13 protein-coding genes and 2 pseudogenes are annotated in these 15,753 nt (G+C 56.0%); 9 read left to right on the forward strand and 6 right to left on the reverse strand.

Annotated features, from left to right (window positions below; translation table 11 throughout):
- Nucleotides 1-127: 127 nt before the first annotated feature.
- The 3 genes and pseudogenes from hsdR to EAT49_RS20745 form a co-directional block, all read left to right on the forward strand.
- Nucleotides 128-2,269 (forward strand): annotated as a pseudogene (gene hsdR, locus EAT49_RS20735) (EcoAI/FtnUII family type I restriction enzme subunit R); the annotation flags it as partial.
- Nucleotides 2,270-2,285: 16 nt separating this feature from the next.
- Nucleotides 2,286-3,074: a hypothetical protein gene (locus EAT49_RS20740; protein ID WP_123644187.1), complete on the forward strand. Its 789-nt coding sequence runs from the start codon at nt 2,286-2,288 to the stop codon at nt 3,072-3,074.
- Nucleotides 3,067-6,435 carry a DEAD/DEAH box helicase gene (locus EAT49_RS20745; RefSeq protein WP_123644188.1) on the forward strand — a complete coding sequence of 1,123 codons (3,369 nt, stop codon included), beginning with the start codon at nt 3,067-3,069 and terminating at the stop codon, nt 6,433-6,435. Before EAT49_RS20740 ends, EAT49_RS20745 begins: the two co-directional genes overlap by 8 nt.
- A gap of 5 nt (nt 6,436-6,440) precedes the next feature.
- Here the strand turns inward: EAT49_RS20745 and EAT49_RS20750 are convergent, their stop codons facing one another.
- Nucleotides 6,441-7,250, reverse strand: a complete 810-nt coding sequence (locus EAT49_RS20750) for a GIY-YIG nuclease family protein (protein ID WP_123644189.1) — start codon at nt 7,248-7,250, stop codon at nt 6,441-6,443.
- Between the two features lie 417 nt (nt 7,251-7,667).
- Between EAT49_RS20750 and EAT49_RS20755 the strand changes: the two genes are divergently transcribed.
- Both EAT49_RS20755 and EAT49_RS20760 read left to right on the forward strand, forming a co-directional pair.
- Nucleotides 7,668-8,579, forward strand: a complete 912-nt coding sequence (locus tag EAT49_RS20755) for an ArdC family protein (protein WP_123644190.1) — start codon at nt 7,668-7,670, stop codon at nt 8,577-8,579.
- A gap of 45 nt (nt 8,580-8,624) precedes the next feature.
- A complete protein-coding gene (locus EAT49_RS20760) occupies nt 8,625-9,059 on the forward strand; it encodes a hypothetical protein (RefSeq protein ID WP_123644191.1) in 435 nt (144 codons plus the stop codon).
- 115 nt (nt 9,060-9,174) lie between these two features.
- Here the strand turns inward: EAT49_RS20760 and EAT49_RS20765 are convergent, their stop codons facing one another.
- Nucleotides 9,175-9,378 (reverse strand): hypothetical protein, encoded by a 204-nt coding sequence (locus tag EAT49_RS20765; RefSeq protein ID WP_123644192.1) that lies wholly within the window; start codon nt 9,376-9,378, stop codon nt 9,175-9,177.
- 432 nt (nt 9,379-9,810) lie between these two features.
- On the opposite strand from EAT49_RS20765, the gene EAT49_RS20770 reads away from it, so the two are divergent.
- The 4 genes from EAT49_RS20770 (at nt 9,811) to EAT49_RS20780 (ending at nt 13,346) form a co-directional block, all read left to right on the forward strand.
- Nucleotides 9,811-10,053, forward strand: coding sequence for a hypothetical protein (locus tag EAT49_RS20770; RefSeq protein WP_123644193.1), 243 nt, complete (start codon nt 9,811-9,813; stop codon nt 10,051-10,053).
- Between the two features lie 46 nt (nt 10,054-10,099).
- Nucleotides 10,100-10,276, forward strand: coding sequence for a hypothetical protein (locus EAT49_RS21375; RefSeq protein ID WP_185020867.1), 177 nt, complete (start codon nt 10,100-10,102; stop codon nt 10,274-10,276).
- Between the two features lie 132 nt (nt 10,277-10,408).
- A complete protein-coding gene (locus EAT49_RS20775; RefSeq protein ID WP_123644194.1) occupies nt 10,409-10,681 on the forward strand; it encodes a hypothetical protein in 273 nt (90 codons plus the stop codon).
- The gene (locus tag EAT49_RS20780; protein ID WP_123644195.1) at nt 10,629-13,346 is read left to right on the forward strand and encodes a LamG-like jellyroll fold domain-containing protein; all 2,718 of its coding nucleotides are present in this window, start codon (nt 10,629-10,631) and stop codon (nt 13,344-13,346) included. Before EAT49_RS20775 ends, EAT49_RS20780 begins: the two co-directional genes overlap by 53 nt.
- A gap of 81 nt (nt 13,347-13,427) precedes the next feature.
- Here the strand turns inward: EAT49_RS20780 and EAT49_RS20785 are convergent, their stop codons facing one another.
- From EAT49_RS20785 to EAT49_RS20800, 4 genes and pseudogenes are all read right to left on the reverse strand, one after another.
- Entirely contained in the window at nt 13,428-13,712 is a 285-nt protein-coding gene (locus tag EAT49_RS20785) for a hypothetical protein (protein ID WP_123644196.1), read from the reverse strand.
- 16 nt (nt 13,713-13,728) lie between these two features.
- Entirely contained in the window at nt 13,729-15,042 is a 1,314-nt protein-coding gene (locus tag EAT49_RS20790) for a relaxase/mobilization nuclease domain-containing protein (protein WP_123644197.1), read from the reverse strand.
- Nucleotides 15,039-15,527 carry a hypothetical protein gene (locus tag EAT49_RS20795; RefSeq protein WP_246003934.1) on the reverse strand — a complete coding sequence of 163 codons (489 nt, stop codon included), beginning with the start codon at nt 15,525-15,527 and terminating at the stop codon, nt 15,039-15,041. Before EAT49_RS20795 ends, EAT49_RS20790 begins: the two co-directional genes overlap by 4 nt.
- 70 nt (nt 15,528-15,597) lie before the next feature.
- Nucleotides 15,598-15,753 (reverse strand): annotated as a pseudogene (locus EAT49_RS20800) (IS66 family transposase); the annotation flags it as partial.

Genomic DNA, 15,753 nt, shown 5'->3' on the forward strand with positions numbered 1-15,753 from the left:
TCTACGCCCAGCGATCTGAGAAACGCATTCGTAGCACACATTGCGAAACGCACTCCCTGCCTCATTACAGGGATGCCTTCGCAACTCGTCAGCTCAGCCAGAAGGTGGGGCTCAGCCGCCGCTTACAAAGCTCGCGGTGATGGAGGCCAAGCGCGCGGGCGTTAGCCACCGCAACGGCGTTGGTCAGGCCAAGGACTACGCGACACGTCTTGGCTCGCGCTTTGCCTACGCCTCCAATGGTCTGAACTGGTATCAGATCGACATGGTCAGCGGGGCCGAGGGTGATTTGGATTTACACTTCCCGACGCCAGACGAGCTGTGGGACCGCACCTTCGCCGATCACAACATCTGGCGCGAGCGTTTCGGTGCTGTCGATTTCGAAACGGACGGCGGCAAGTGGGAGCTGCGCTACTACCAGCACAAGGCGATCAATGCAGCGCTTGAGACCCTGGCCAAGGGCGACCGCCGTATCCTGCTGACGCTCGCCACGGGCACGGGCAAGACCTCCATCGCCTTCCAGATTGCGTGGAAACTTTTCCAGGCGAAGTGGAACCTGACGGGCGAGCCCATCCGTCGCCCGCGCATCCTGTTCCTCGCTGACCGCAACATTCTGGCCGATCAAGCCTACAACGCCTTTTCCGCCTTTCCGAATGACGCGGTGACGCGGATCGACCCCGACACGATCCGCAAGAACCGTGGCAAGCCGCCGAAGAATGCGAGCCTGTTCTTCACGATCTTCCAGACCTTCATGACGGGCGAAGGCGAGCCCGTTTACACGCAGTACCCGTCTGATTTCTTCGACTTCATCGTGATCGACGAATGCCACCGTGGCGGTGCGAAGGACGAAAGCGAATGGCGGCGGTTGCTGGAGTATTTCGAACCTGCCGCGCAGCTTGGCCTGACTGCCACGCCCAAGCGCAAGCACAACGCCGACACTTATGCCTATTTCGGCGAGCCTGTTTACACCTACGCCCTGCGCGACGGGATCGAATACGGCTTTCTCACGCCGTTCAAGGTGCGCCAGATGGCCAGCACAATCGACGAGTACGTCTATGACGGCAGCGACGACCTGATCGCGGGCGCTGTCGAAGAGGGGGAAGCCTTCACGGAAGGTGACTTCAACACGCGGATCATCATTCCCGAGCGCGAGCTTAGCCGCGTAAAGGAATTTATGAGCCAGATCGATCAGCGCCAGAAGACATTGGTTTTCTGCGCCACCCAAGAGCATGCGGCGCTAGTTCGTGACCTGATTAATCAGGTGAAGGACAGCAAAAACCCGAATTACTGCCACCGTGTCACTGCTGATGATGGTGCTATAGGCGAGAAGCACCTTCGCGACTTCCAGGACAATGACAAGACAATACCAACGATCCTGACAACCTCTCAGAAGCTCTCAACGGGCGTAGATGCCCGCAACGTTCGCCACATCGTCCTGATGCGTCCGATCCGCTCCATGATCGAGTTCAAGCAGATTATCGGGCGCGGAACGCGGACTTACGAGGGAAAGGACTTCTTTACGATCTGGGATTTCGTGAAGGCGCACGAAAACTTCAATGATCCCGAATGGGACGGCGAACCGCTTGAGCCGGAGCCCCCGAGGGAACCTCGCACGCCACCTGGCGGCGAAGAGCTCGGACCGGAAGGCGACCAACCTGAAACTGGCGAAGATGGTCCCGAAGAACCGCCGCGCGAGAAGATCGTCGTGAAGCTATCCGACGGTAAAATTCGCAAGATCAAGTACATCGCATCTACCACGTACTGGAGCCCCAAGGGCAAACCGATCTCAGCCGCCGAGTTCCTAGAACGCCTCTTCGGCGATCTGTCGGGTATTGTCGCCGACGAGGATCAGCTTCGCGCGGTTTGGAGCGATCCCGACACGCGAGAGCACTTCCTTCAGCAGCTTGCCGACCGAGGGTATGAGCCAGACCGCCTCGACGATATCCGCAGGCTTGTCGATGCGGCTGACAGCGACCTGTTCGATGTCCTCAGCTATGTGCTGTTCACCAATGAGCCGAAGACACGACACGAACGCGCAGATGGCGTTCGAGCTGCAGGTCTATCCGATACAGATGAAGGCCTCAAGGAGCTCCTGCTCGCGATACTCGCCGCATACGAAGCGCGTGGGGAAAGCGAGCTGGCGACTAAGAAGCTTGGCACCTTCCTGACTGCGCGCTACGGAAGCGTAAGTGAGGGCAAATCGAAGCTCGGAGGCCTCGCGGCAATAAAAAAAGCATTTCAGAACATGCAAAAGACATTGTACTCAGGTTAAAACGGATGTTTTGCAAATGATCCAATTTGAAAAAATTTCAAATGGCAAGTTTTGGGCTGGTACAAATTGGACTGTCACTGACGAGGATTCACTGGCCTCGCTCATTGCGAGAGTGGCACTAGGTCAGGCACGTCATGTAGAAAAAATACTAAAAGAAACAAACGTTATTTCTCCAAGTCTGATTCCAAGCGCCGCCGTTGGCGCTAAAAAATTGCTAACCGCGACAAACCCTGCAAAACCGTGGCACCGCGACGGCTGGTTATTCCAGGTGATCGCGTGGATCGCAGCGCATCTCCAAGATGCAGAAGCACTGAAGGCACCACCACACATGATCCATGCGCACAAAGGATTCGATGGCATTCAAGTGCGGCTTGACCATGCGGGCGGTGCGGAAATGGTTGTTATTTGCGAGCAAAAGGCAACAACCGGCCCACGGGGCAAGATCACTAGCGAAGTCTGGCCAGAGTTTCGGGAGATTGAAAAGGGTACACGCGATAACGAATTGATTGCCGAAGTTACGACCCTTCTAGAAAAAAGTTGGCATCCTGATGCCGACGCAGTGGTTGAAAAAATACTCTGGGGCAATGCTAGAGCGTACAGCGTGGCGGTTACCGTGGGAGATGACGAACATTCTGAAGAGGGACGCAAAAAACTGTTCAAGGGATATAAGAAGATTGTCGACCGTTCTCATGTAAAATTCAGGCAAGCAGATACTTTTTACAAGGTACCGATGCGAGATTGGATGGCGAATATTGTGGACAACGCCTTACAGATCATTGACGAATGGGAGGCGGAAAATGTTTGACCAAGACACTGCTGCACTAATCCGTTCGACACCCGAGCTTGAAGGTCTCGACCGCCAATCACTCCCTGATCTACTCACAAATGCCTTTGCGCAGATTGCGGCTGCGCGTGTTCGGTTGCGCGAAGACGACGAGACTCTCCCAGATGACCTTGAAGAGATTCTGCAGACAACAAGGCGTTTGACCTCAACAAATGAAGCACTTGTATCTTTGCTTCCAGAGCGAGAGGATCGAAGCGCAGCCGCCTTCGTTGCGGCAACAGCTCATCAACTAAGTCTGAACGCCTATTCTCTTCGTGGCGATGAACGGCAGGGTAGTTACCTGCGACCCCGATCAATTTCGAGCGATGTCGCAGCACTGCTATTGTTCTTGGTGGCTGAGGCAACATCTGACGCGGCTGAAGTTGCTAGAGCGATTCAACCCGATTCGAGCGATCCGATTACCGATTCTCTAATTCTTGGTCTGCTTGACATAGCCGAGGGCCGACTATTGACTCTGCTTGATCGCTCAATGCCTTCTATCGACGCAATTGCGAGCGGAGATTTAGCCGAGGCAGGTTCTCTGGCTCTCTATTTCGAGTTGCTTCGTGGAGTTCATACGCTTGCTAGCCAGCTATTAGCTGGCGGAGCAACAGCAGAAACTGAAAGTGCTATCTCAATCTTTCGTCGGGTGAGAACCCTTTGTATTGGGGACGATGTAGCTTTCTTCGACGGTGAAGCCGAGCATTCTACAAGTACTTTTTCAGGACCTCATCACCTTGCGTCGCTTCTCATAGCTGTGGCCAGCGATTTGACCGATAGTGCAGTTGCCAACATCCCGCCGCCTTCCGGCATTGATCCCGAAAAATGGGGTGAGAGCATGCAGCGTGTTGCTAAAGCACGGCCATACCTCTGGCGCAATCACCGGGAAGCAATCAAGCAAGGGTATCTGGAACTCGGCACATCTTCAGCAGTTGGGTTTCCTACGGGAGCAGGCAAGTCTACGCTGTCCGAATTGAAGATCAATGCCGCTCTTCTAGGAAGCAAGAGTGTCATTTTTCTGTGCCCCACTCATGCTCTGGTAGACCAAACAGCACGCAACCTTGGAAAAACATTTCCGACCGCTTCCGTTCAGGGCGAACGTCTAGACGAATTTGGGTTTGCCACTGGAGACGATGAGCTTCCAGAGATATTTGTGATGACGCCGGAAGCATGTCTGGCTCAGTTAAGCATCGACTCAAGCATTTTTGAGGATGTCGGCCTTCTTGTCTTTGATGAATGTCATTTACTGCACCCGAGCGACAAGCCAAATGATCGACGTGCAATCGATGCGATGCTTTGCCTCCTAATTATTCCTCGTATTGCACCGCAGATAGATTTCCTACTTTTGTCCGCAATGATGAAGAATACGGATGATATTGCGGCATGGATAGCTGAATTGACCGGTAGGCCTTGCCTTCCACTTTCCTTGGCTTGGAAGCCAACCAGGCAGTTAAGGGGAAGTGTCATCTATCAACAAAGTGAGGTCGATGATCTTGCCAGCCTGCTGCGGCGTTCGAAAAGAAGCCGCACTACCAAGAATCCTCCTGTAGCCGTCAAGCGGGAACTCGGTGCCTATCCACTTGCCCTGTTCAGCCTGAAGCAAACCTGGGCTACAAGTAAGCGAGCCGACTACACGTTAGTGCCCCTCCTGAATGACAAAGTGCTTCTGAGTGCGAGCAATTACTGGCGGCTAACACCTAATGCAGTAGCCGTGTCATCAGCGATTTCAGCGGCAGCAGTGCAGAGCAATGTTAAGGTGCTAGTCTTCTTTCAGACAATCAAGAACGCCGCGAGCGCGGCCAAGCAGATTTCCGATCAGCTTGAAACCGTTTCCGTCAAGCTCACTGATGAGGAAGCAGGCTGGGCAGATATCGCTGTTCTGGAACTCGGTGATGAAGGTCACCTCTATAACAAGATTGACAATGGAAGGGTGACCGCCGCAGCCGCAGTGCACCATGGTCTCCTCTTGCCGGAAGAGCGTCTGCTCTGCGAATCCCTTTACAAAAGGCGTAACGGCATCAAGGCACTCGTGGCAACCTCAACGCTCGCGCAGGGGATGAACCTTCCCAGCGAACTAGTATTGATTGGAGAAGACAGCCGATTTGATGAGGCAACCGACAAGAAAGAGATTCTCAAGGCTCAAGAACTGTTGAATGCGGCTGGCCGTGCGGGAAGAGCTGGTGAGGGGGGCAGCGGAATAGTTCTGGTTATCCCTGGTAAGGTTGTTGGAATCGATCTGGAGGCATCTACAATTGGAGCCCATTGGACAGAACTTCGAGAGGTATTTGGGCAGTCCGATCAATGTCTTTCAATAGATGATCCCCTCACCGCAGTGCTCGACCGCGTTCATGCAGAGATATCAGACACTCACGAAATCGATAGTTACGCGCTTTCCCGCCTTGCTTCGGGTGCAGACAGGTCGGAGCAGGTGTCGAACCTTGAAACAGCGATCAACCGCTCCTTCGCTGGCTTTCTTGCTCGGAAGCGGGAAGACAGCGATTGGCTCGAACAGCGCATTGACGCCGCCAAGCAATCCTTCGGTGGCGATGCTCCTGAAACCGAGGCTGAACTTGTACAGAGCCAGGTTGCAGCCAGTCTTGGGTTACCCCTTGAAGTAGTCAGGCGGTTGTCTAGTGCACTTCAGTTAAGTAGCCCCGGAGCGGATGCTACCGTACCGATGTGGCGAAAGTGGTTTTTTCGCTGGCTTTCCGAGAACCCGGATCTTCTGGAGCAGATATTCCGGCCTGAGACTTTGGCTGAACTCTTTGGGCGGAAGAAGTACGCTTCTCTTGAGACCGTTGAGGAGAAATCGTCTCTTGTACTCCCCGTCTTGGCGAAATTGGTTTGGCTTTGGATGCGGGGGGAGCCGCTCAGAGAATTGGAGCTGGCTTTGGGCACCGATCCCACCAAGCTTAAGACCTGCGATGGCGCGCGGCGCTTCGTGCTGCGCGTAGTGCCCGAATTTGCGTTTCTTTTCGGTCTGCCAGCTCTTTTGCACGAGCGCTCACAAGTTGGATTGGAGAACCCAGAACCGATGGGGGCCGCGCAATCCCAGTTAGGGCGCTGCGTCCGATACGGCTTCAATTTCCATGAAAAGGCGGCACTCCATCAGCTTATGCGCAAAGCTCGGTTTCCCGACGCCAGCTACACCGTCAATACACGCAGGTTAAGAATTTTCTCGCACGGCGTACTCCTGGGGAAACATGGGAAGAAGCATTACTTAGGGTTGAGCGCGCTACTGACGATGAATTGGCTGCCCGCAGATAGACTAGATAAGATGAGCAGTATGAGCCTTTTTTGCTCCATTCGTGGAATGGGTTTTCCTGCTTTTCGAGGCTTATAGCATAGCTAATTCCTGTTCATTCCTTGCTCTCCGCGCGTCAGCAGGACGCGCTTCCAGAAGCTCTCGCGGGCGATCACCACATCATCGGCGGTGCGGGCGGTGCGCTGTTCCAGCAGAGCGAAGCGGAAATGCTCGCGGCAGTAGGGAAGCCCTTGCTCGCGAACGAGCCTTGTCAGCTGCACGTTTCCGCCGTGACCAGTCTCAACGTACTGACGCCAACGCGACCAGATGCCCATGTCGCCATAGGCCGAGCCGATATACCGTCGATTTGTGTGAATATCGGTGATGAGGTAGACGCCCTTGATGTTCTCCAGCGCCGCCCGCCAGTCTAGGCGTTCGTTGCGGACGAGCGTTTCCAGCTCTTCGAAGGACAGGTCGATATCATCGAACCCTGGGAAGGTGCGCCCTGAATAGGGCTCGCGCAGGATTTCCTGAACCTCGAAACCTTCATGGTGGCGTTCCATGACAGGGCGCGTTGTGCGGTCCCGATACGGGTAGAACAGCTTGAGCCGTCCGATCATGTTTGCCCCTATGTCGGTCAGTTCGACTTCGTAGCGGTCAGGGTGACGGGCAAGGACGCGGTAGACCCCACCGAACAGCCATGTGTCCTGTTCATGGTAGAACTGGATGAGCGAAAAGATCAGCGGGCGGTTGAAGTCATCGCGGCCAGGTCTGTATTCTTGCCACTCCTGCCACTCGCGGCGATCCCGTGCAAACACCTCCAGCGGTTGGGTGTGCTGGTTCCAGCGGGCAAAGTGAATCTTGTACTCACCAGGATTCTCAATCGGCCAAATGTCTCGAAGCAGGATAGGCATGGATCGATGATGCCGTAGTCTGCGAGCGAAGGCTACCAAGAGCTTGATTGTTGGATACTTTTCTTGTGGGCAAAGGTTGGCGCACCGCTGTCGCGGGCGGGCTGTCGTGAACCGAGCCTGCGCCGCTGGCTTGTCTCGGCCATCCGGCTTCCATCCCTTGCGCATCATCGGCCAGCCCTGACGGGCTGACGCTTTTTTTCTTCTGTTTGGGGCCTGCGGCCCCGTCCTCCGTCAAGACCAAGCCCTCCGCATGTGCTGCGGGCGCAGCCAGCGGTCTCCCCGTCCTTCCGCGCCTGCGGCTTGTGCAGGACGGGTGATCCCCCTCCGCTGTCTGCGGTCCTGACGGTCTCCCCCCGCTCATTGGCGCGGGCCTAGTCCGGTTGCATGTGCAACCGGCTTTGAAAGGAGAAAGAGCCAATGAAACAGGACATTTACCAGAAAGTTACAGACAAGATCATTGCCGATCTGGAGCAAGGCGAACTGACATGGCACAAGCCATGGTCAGCCGGAAATATGGATGGGCGGATCATTAAGCCGCTGCGCCATAACGGCATGGCCTACAGCGGAATCAATGTGCTGATGCTCTGGGGCGCGGCCATGGAAGGCGGCTATCTCTCGCCGTTCTGGATGACCTACCGCCAAGCCAAGGAATACGGCGCACACGTCCGCAAGGGCGAGCGCGGCAATCTGGTCGTTTATGCCAACACCATCACCAAGACGGAAGAGCAGGACGACGGCAGCGAGGAAGAGCGCAAAATCCCGTTCATGAAGGGCTATAGCGTCTTTAATGTCGAGCAGATCGAAGGGCTGCCGGAGCATTTCTACAGCAAGCCCGAGCCTGTCATCGATCCCGCGCAGCGGATCGACCATGCCGAAGAATTCTTTGCCGCCACGGGCGCGGATATCCGCAGCGGTGGGAACAGGGCATATTACAGCGGCGGGAGCGATCATGTGCAGATGCCGCATTTCGAGAGCTTCCGCAGCCCTGAAGCCTACTATGCGACCCTTGCCCATGAATTGACTCACTGGACGAAGCACGAAAAGCGCCTTGACCGTGAATTCGGGCGCAAGCGTTGGGGCGATGAAGGCTACGCCCGCGAAGAGCTGGTCGCCGAGCTTGGCGCAGCCTTCCTTTGTGCCGATCTGGCTTTGACGCCGGAGCCTGGCACCGATCATGCCGCCTATATCCAGAGCTGGCTCAAGGTGCTGCGCGATGACAAGCGGGCGATTTTCAGCGCCGCCGCCCATGCGCAGCGTGCAGCGGATTTCCTGCACGGTTTGCAGCCCGTCATCGAGCAACCCCAGCAGCAGGAAGGAGTCGCCGCGTAAGCGGCGGCTTCGGCCATTCAGAATTCAAACAGAAAGGACAAGAAAATGAACCAACTGCAATCAAACGATATTATCGACCTGCGTTGCGATCTGCACGCGATCAAGCAGAAATTTGGCGAGCGCTATTTTGCAAGCGAGGAAGCCGTTCAGGAAGCGGCAAGCCTTTGGGGCGCGAGCTGCAACAAGCACGGCGTTCTCGACAGCGTCACCGAAAAGTCAGGGTCGAGCATAAGGGCTATTCCGCCACTATCCGCCTTTACAGGACCGGAAAAGGCTACTGGCATGTTGCCCGTGACTTCAACGCGCCGGATTCCGGTTCTGGCGGTCCTGCGACCGTATGGGACGGGATCGCTTTCAAAAGCGCTCTGGCGGCCCGCAGATGGGCAGTGCAGCGCCTGCTGGAGCGGTGCGACAAGCAGGAGCGGTTTGACCGGAATCCTGCCCTTGCAACCTTCCGGAGCAAGCTCGAAGCAGAGATGACGCCGCAGCTTTCTTTGCTCTAGCCGGAAAATTTCGCGGCTGGCCTTCCGGCCAGCCGCTACCTTTTGAGGTTGGTTTTGGTCGGGCGCGGCTTGTGCCGCGCCCGACATGCTGTTCAGCGAATAGGGGCCGGTCGTGCCGCCGGTCTGGCTTGGCAGCCCATGGCGCGTTCGATGTTTTCGAGGCTCGCCAGAATGTTGCGGCGATCCGGCGTATCGGGCTGCGTCTCGATCAGCTGTATCGAAAAGAGCTGGTGCAGTTCGCCGAGTTCTTGAGCCGTCAGGCCGTGCAGTTCGTGCATGGTGAGAAGCGTCATCATGTGATCCTCCTTTTCCGTTTGCGACCCGACCAATTCGGGCCTTCTCGGGATCAGGAGGCGCAGGAAGCGGCTGCTATCGGACACCTTCGGGCGAAACACAGTGGAGCAGGCACACCGCCTTGGCCGTATGCGCAGCCCTTTCTGCCATTCATGATTTCCGGAAGCGCCGATGGGCGGGCGCAGGAGAAAAGAGGGAGCGCCTTGATCGCTTGGGTCTCAGCTCATGTGATGCTTGTGCGATGAACGATCTTTGGATCGCGGTCGGCTCGTTCTCGGGAACGCCTGACTTCCTGACCGCACGCGGCCCCCCATCAATATCCTGCCCGCACCACTCCGGCAGAGCCGGACCGTGTTGGAAATGACGCCGTGCCTTCTTCGTCCGGTCTTGCGGAATGGCGTAACGAGCCAACCACAAACCAAAGGAGAACCATCATGGCACGCACACAGAAAAAAACTGACACCCCGCAGTACAACGCGCCGGACTTTCTGGCCTGGCACGTCATCGATAAGGGCGAGAAATCGTACTGGAACAAGGTCGGCGCGGCCTGGCGGCACAAGGACGACAAGGGCTACACCCTTCAGCTTGAAACGGTGCCGATTAATGGCCGCATCGTCCTGCGCCAGCCCCTCGAAGGGCCGGATCACCAGAACGAAAAGGGAAACGGGTGCGCATGAGCGCGCCCCGCTTCTCATGCAAATCATGCAAGGAAAGGAAAAGACCATGCCACGCTACATCATCTCACGCGGCGAATATGTCGTGCATAACATCGTCATTGAGGCAGGCAACGAGGACGCCGCCGTCCAGATCGCCAAAGTTGCATCGATCCATGACGAACGCTGGCGCGACTGCGGCCCGCTCGGTCATGACGTCCTGTATCAGTGCGAGGGCGAAGTTTGAGAGGCCCAAAGGTTGCGCTGTTTTCCGGCGTTGCCTCCTGTACGGCTTGTGGAAAAGTCCATAAATTTAAGCACTTATTAGAAAATTTCCGTTAGAATTAAAGGGCAGGATAAACAATAAGAAAGCACGCTTATGAAACCCTTGCCGCTCATTATTGCCTCATTGATGACCTCTGCTCCAGCGGTGGCGGGTGAATCCGCGATCAATGATGCGAGGCAAGAAGATAAGATCATTTATTTTTGTGAGAATTTTGAAACGGGAGACCGCATCGAATTTTATGATGAGAATATCGAGCTCTGTCCGGCGGGATATTCCGGCTTCCGGAATGTCACGGACTCCATTGTGATCCACGTTGAAGACGCATCCCCACAAGAAGAACTCAGCATGGAGGATAGAACTGAATAAATTCAAGTTTCTCACCTTCGTTGCTTTCTGTCTCGTCTGGATTTCTCCGGATACAGCGCGCGCTGATTGCATTAATCCGGTCGGGGTCGCGGGCGAGATCATTTTCAATGATGACGGCAGGGTCATTCAATACTGCGATGATACGAATTGGCGGCAGATCGGGCCGTTTCCGGAAGAACCCCTCGGTTGTCCGGACATCGGCGATACATGCGTTGATGGAAGTATTTATGCGGGGTTGTCCCCCGACGGCAACGTCCGAATGTATACAACGCCAAATGACGCAGATGGATATTTCGACCTGACATGGGACGACGGTGATGATACCCGTAACGTGGACGTTGGAGTGAGGAACCGTGTGACAGGTGAAGCCAACACAGCAACGATTGTTGCTACCGATGCCGACTCGGCCCTTCCTGGATTCCAGTACCACGGCATCGCAAAAGAATGTTACGATTTGGTCGCTCACGGCCACGACGACTGGTACCTTCCGGCAATGGACGAGCTTACGGTCCTCTACAATAATCGCAGTCAAATCGGAAACTTCGTACAAAATAGCACCAGCCACTACTGGTCTTCAAACGATAACGGAATATATAACGCAGGCATTATTTTGTTTAGCGATGGTGGAGAAAATTGGCTGTCCAAGGCTAGCTATCGGCGCGCCCGCTGTGTTCGGAGCCTCGAAACCAGCACTCCGATTGGCCACTGGAAGCTCGATGAACAATCAGGATCGACTCTTTTTGATTCCGGCTCCTCGGGCGTGAATCTTAATTTTACTGACGGGGACAACAATGACGTCACCGAGGAAGCTTTGAATAGTGGCCGTATCGATGGCGCTATTGACTTCAGCAGCAGCGCATCAGGTAGTGTCAGTGGCGGGCTTTCGGATTTCGATCTTGGCCCGACCGAAAGCCTAAGCCTATCATTTTGGTTCCGGACAGGGGACCCAGGTGCGCTTTTTTTTAACGCGGGGTCAGGAAATCAGATATCAGTTGTTGCACTTGACAGCGGTCGGCTGCGCCCTCGATTTCGAGACAGCAACGGCAATCCCTACCTTATTGACAATACTATTAGCAGCGGCCTGAATGACGGACAATGGCACCATGTCGTTATTGTTCTGAATAGGGACACTGGTAGAGGCAAAGTATATCTGGACAACGTGGAGTCCTTGGATAATGACATTTCAGGAAGCACTGGAAATATCGGCATGCCCTCAGGGTCAAGCCTAAGTCTCGGTTCCGGTTCGGGGGATTTGGAACTTGATGATATACGCTTTTACAACCACGCTCTTTCAGAGGCTGATGTTGAGAAGCTTTACTTCATGGCTAGCAAGGGTACTATTCGTTACGACACCGACGCCCGTGTACCAAAATACTTCAATGGTGATGACTGGGTTGCAGCGGGCTATCCAAGGCCGTCCCATACCGGCCTTGTCGGCTGGTGGAAGCTGGACGAGGAAACCGGCTTGCTGGAGGATAGCTCCGGTTATGGCAATGACGGTACACAAACGGGCGGAATCGACTATGCTTCTGCGGGCGTGATTGGCAACGCCGCCGGATTTGACGGGGTGGACGACTATATTGATATCCCGCATGACCCCACGATTGATTTGACCAAAGCCAGTATTTCATTATGGTTTAAGACACCAAATGCAGCAGATGCAGATAGCAGATATTTGTTTGAAAAACGAACTGGTGGTTGGGCGCTTGGAGATACAGCGCTTTTGATCTGGCACTCAGGGGCTACGGCCAAAAACAGAATTGGGTACTGGCTCAACGATACTTCAGGCCTATATAAGGTTTCATCGCTTGACGAAATTGTGGCCGATAGATGGTATCACGTAGTGGCAACTTATGATGGATCATTAACGCGGCTATATGTTGATGGAACATTGGAAGGATCCAACCCCAGTGATACTGGCATCATTTCCACGGCAAATATTCGGATTGGTCCAAATCATGACGGGCTCATCGACGACGTCCGCATTTACAACCGCGCTCTGGCGGATGAAGAGATTCAGGCATTAGCGCGGATTTATCCTGACCCTTGTGCGCCGCAGAATAACCCAGCACCAGGTCAAGTCTGTGATGATGGCTCCGTCTATGCCGGCATAACACCTGACGGCAACGAGCATATGTACACCACACCGGCGGATGCTCCGGGCGCTCCATGGAATAACGGGAATACTCCTGGGCGCGTATCCACGGGAAGGACAAGTACTGTCACGGGCGCGTCTAACACTGCTGCCCTCCTTGGAATCGACTCGGACAGCAGTGCCGCAGGATTTCAGCCACATTTGGCTGCGCGAACTTGCGGCCAGCTATTTGTGCATGAGAAAAGTGACTGGTACGTTCCCGCAACCAGCGAGCTTTCGGTTCTGTATGCGAATGCTACGGCAATCGGGGGCTTTACTTCTGGTCGCTACTGGACGTCGACTGAGCAAGGCCAGAACGATTCAAGAATAGTCATCTTTAGCGATGGTGGTGTTTCCGGCTGGAGTAAGAATGCCGCGAATAACGTGCGCTGCGTCCGCAAAGGCTACGTTCCATCCTGCATAAATCCCATGCATGAGGACGGTGCTGTAATCTACAATACGTGGTTCAACCGCCTTCAATACTGTGATCCCTACAGTGGCGGCGATGGCTGGCGGTCTATGGATCGCTAGTTTTCTTTATCCAGACGCCCTATCTTTAATAATCTGTGTGTCTCCCTTGGCGTTCTCAGACGTTGGAGAAAGCAACGTGGTTCAATGCAAATGCTCTGGCGTGGTCGAGTAGATGCAGTCAAACGCCGGATCATCGACGACCACGAACGCGATATCGTAAATGTCCGAGACATTGTGATCTTCCATCAGAAAGCACCAGACCTGATGCCAGAGGACGCGCCCCGCCAGCGTTGGCCGGAAACCCGAGCGATATTCGGCTACGCCAATCGGTGACGGGCAGCCACAGCGCTCGCACGCGGCTTCGAGTCGCCGCGCGGCATCATAGACGCGGCGCGGGACATAGGTAATCCAGTCGGGCTTGCTCATTTCGAGCCTCCTTTCTTTATCGTTCAAATCCGCGATCCCGCGTTCTGCCGCGGCTGCGTTGTTCCTTGCGTTCTTCGCGTTGCGTTTCCGGCTCGGGACGCTCTGACTCGCGTTCCGGCAAAGCCATGGTCACGTAGCGGGCGACATCCTCGCGCAGCAGAAGCAGATCGGCTTGCTGCCGCTCGCGCTGATCCCTAATCCGGTCTTGCAGGGCGCGGCGCTCGTCGAGCTGGCTGGCGATCAGGCCATCGCTTTCAGTGCGATCCCGCACATACGCGGCCCAGGCTTCACGTTCATTGCGCTGTTTGATCTTGCTGTATTTGCCGGTCAGGCGATGCCAGATGCCGGAGAAGCCGCGCGGCAGCCGTGCCGCCCGCGCCTTGGTTTCGGCGATCCAGCGTTTTTCCTGCGCTTCTTTTTGCGCTTGCCGCTCCTGCCGGTGCCGCGCGGCCAATGCGTCGCGCTCCGCTTGTAGCGCCTTACGGCACTGTCCGGCTTCCAGCTCCGCTTGCCGGACGAAGCCCTTGATCCGTTCCGACATGCGGGCGGCGATCCAGTTGCGGGTTTCATCGACCGAGGGATACGCTTCGGGATCACCGAGCCGCGCGGCAACATCCTTGGTCTTCGCGCCCGTCTGCCGTGCCACCGCATAGACTTCGCCACGATAATCGACGGCGACGAAGCCGCGCCGATCACCGCGCGCAATCATGAAACCGCGCTCTTTGAGCGCTTGGGCGAACGCTGTGCCGGTATCTGAGCGGTTCCAGCTTTCCTGAAAAAGCGCCTTGAGCTGCTTCGCATCGAGCCCCACGCGCCGCGCTTGCTGCCATTCCTCGCGCGTGTAGCCGAGCGGATCGCGCTCCCGCCAGTCGCGCAGACCCTTGGGCATTTCCCAACCGTGCGACCGGAACAGCTCTCGCGACACGTCCCGCAGGCGCATCTTGTAGTGCGGCAGGTTGATCGCCCGCATGTGTTCGGCGTCAATCCGTGACCAGACGACATGCGCGTGCCGCCGCCCGTCTTTCTCGTGGAACACAATGGCGCGGGGCTGGCCTTCAAGCCCGAGCTTGCGCTCGATCTCATCGGCAGCATTCTCGAAATCGGAGGTTGTGACGGTTTCGCCGCCAGGCGGGTTGAGGCTGGCCGAAAACAGGTAATTTTCGCAGCGCGTGCCTTTGGCGATGGCATCGACTTCGCGGAAGGCGTCGAGCAGGTTCTCGCCGACGAATCCGCGCACCTCGTGCAGGTCGACATGATCGTTATCCCGAATCGAAAGCAGGTAACGGGCAAGCTGCGCGCCGCCGCCGCGTTCTTTGGCCTTGAGGATCATGGCTTCAAATCCCATCCGGCTTTGGAGCCTGATCCCGTCTCGTGCAGGCCGAGCGCGATCAGCAGGTCACGCCGCATCGCCTGCACATCCTTGCAGGCTTGCCGCAGATCGGCTTCGGTCTCCGGTGTGACGGGCAGCGAGCCGGTGTTCACGGCTTTGGCGAGTTGGTTGAGATTGCTGGAAAGGCGCGACTGACCAAGGGCAGCCAGAACGCGCCCGAGTGCGGCATAGTCCTTGACCGGAAAATGCCCGCGCGCCTGACGCGGTGCAGCATCCTCGCCGAAAAGCCGGTCACGTATATAGGCCCCCAGCGCCATGCCGGACGCATCCTGCTCAAGCCGCGCCCGTTCGTCGAAGCTAAGGCGCAAGGAGAAGGGCTTGGGCTTTTTAGAGGTTTGCGTTGCAGCAGGCGCTTTCACCGGCTCGGGCGTATCAGGAAGCCGCCAGTCTGCTAAGCCATTGAAGTTATTTCTGATATTCGTCATGGTCGCGCTCCAGACCATCAAGGTCTAAATGCGCGAGATGGCGTTCCCATTCCTCAAGAACCTGAAAAAGAAGGTTCGATTCTTCTCCCGTCAGGTCCAGGGTGTCGTCGGCATGGAGGCGGTCGGAGGCCATCACGTCGGCCCTGATCCGCGCCACGAGCGGGGAGAGCACCCGCACGCCCTGGCCACACCAGTCGACGAGCGTCGAGGCCGGGATTTCCGCGCC

This window comes from Histidinibacterium lentulum (assembly GCF_003789055.1).
Lineage (GTDB): Bacteria > Pseudomonadota > Alphaproteobacteria > Rhodobacterales > Rhodobacteraceae > Oceanicola > Oceanicola lentulus.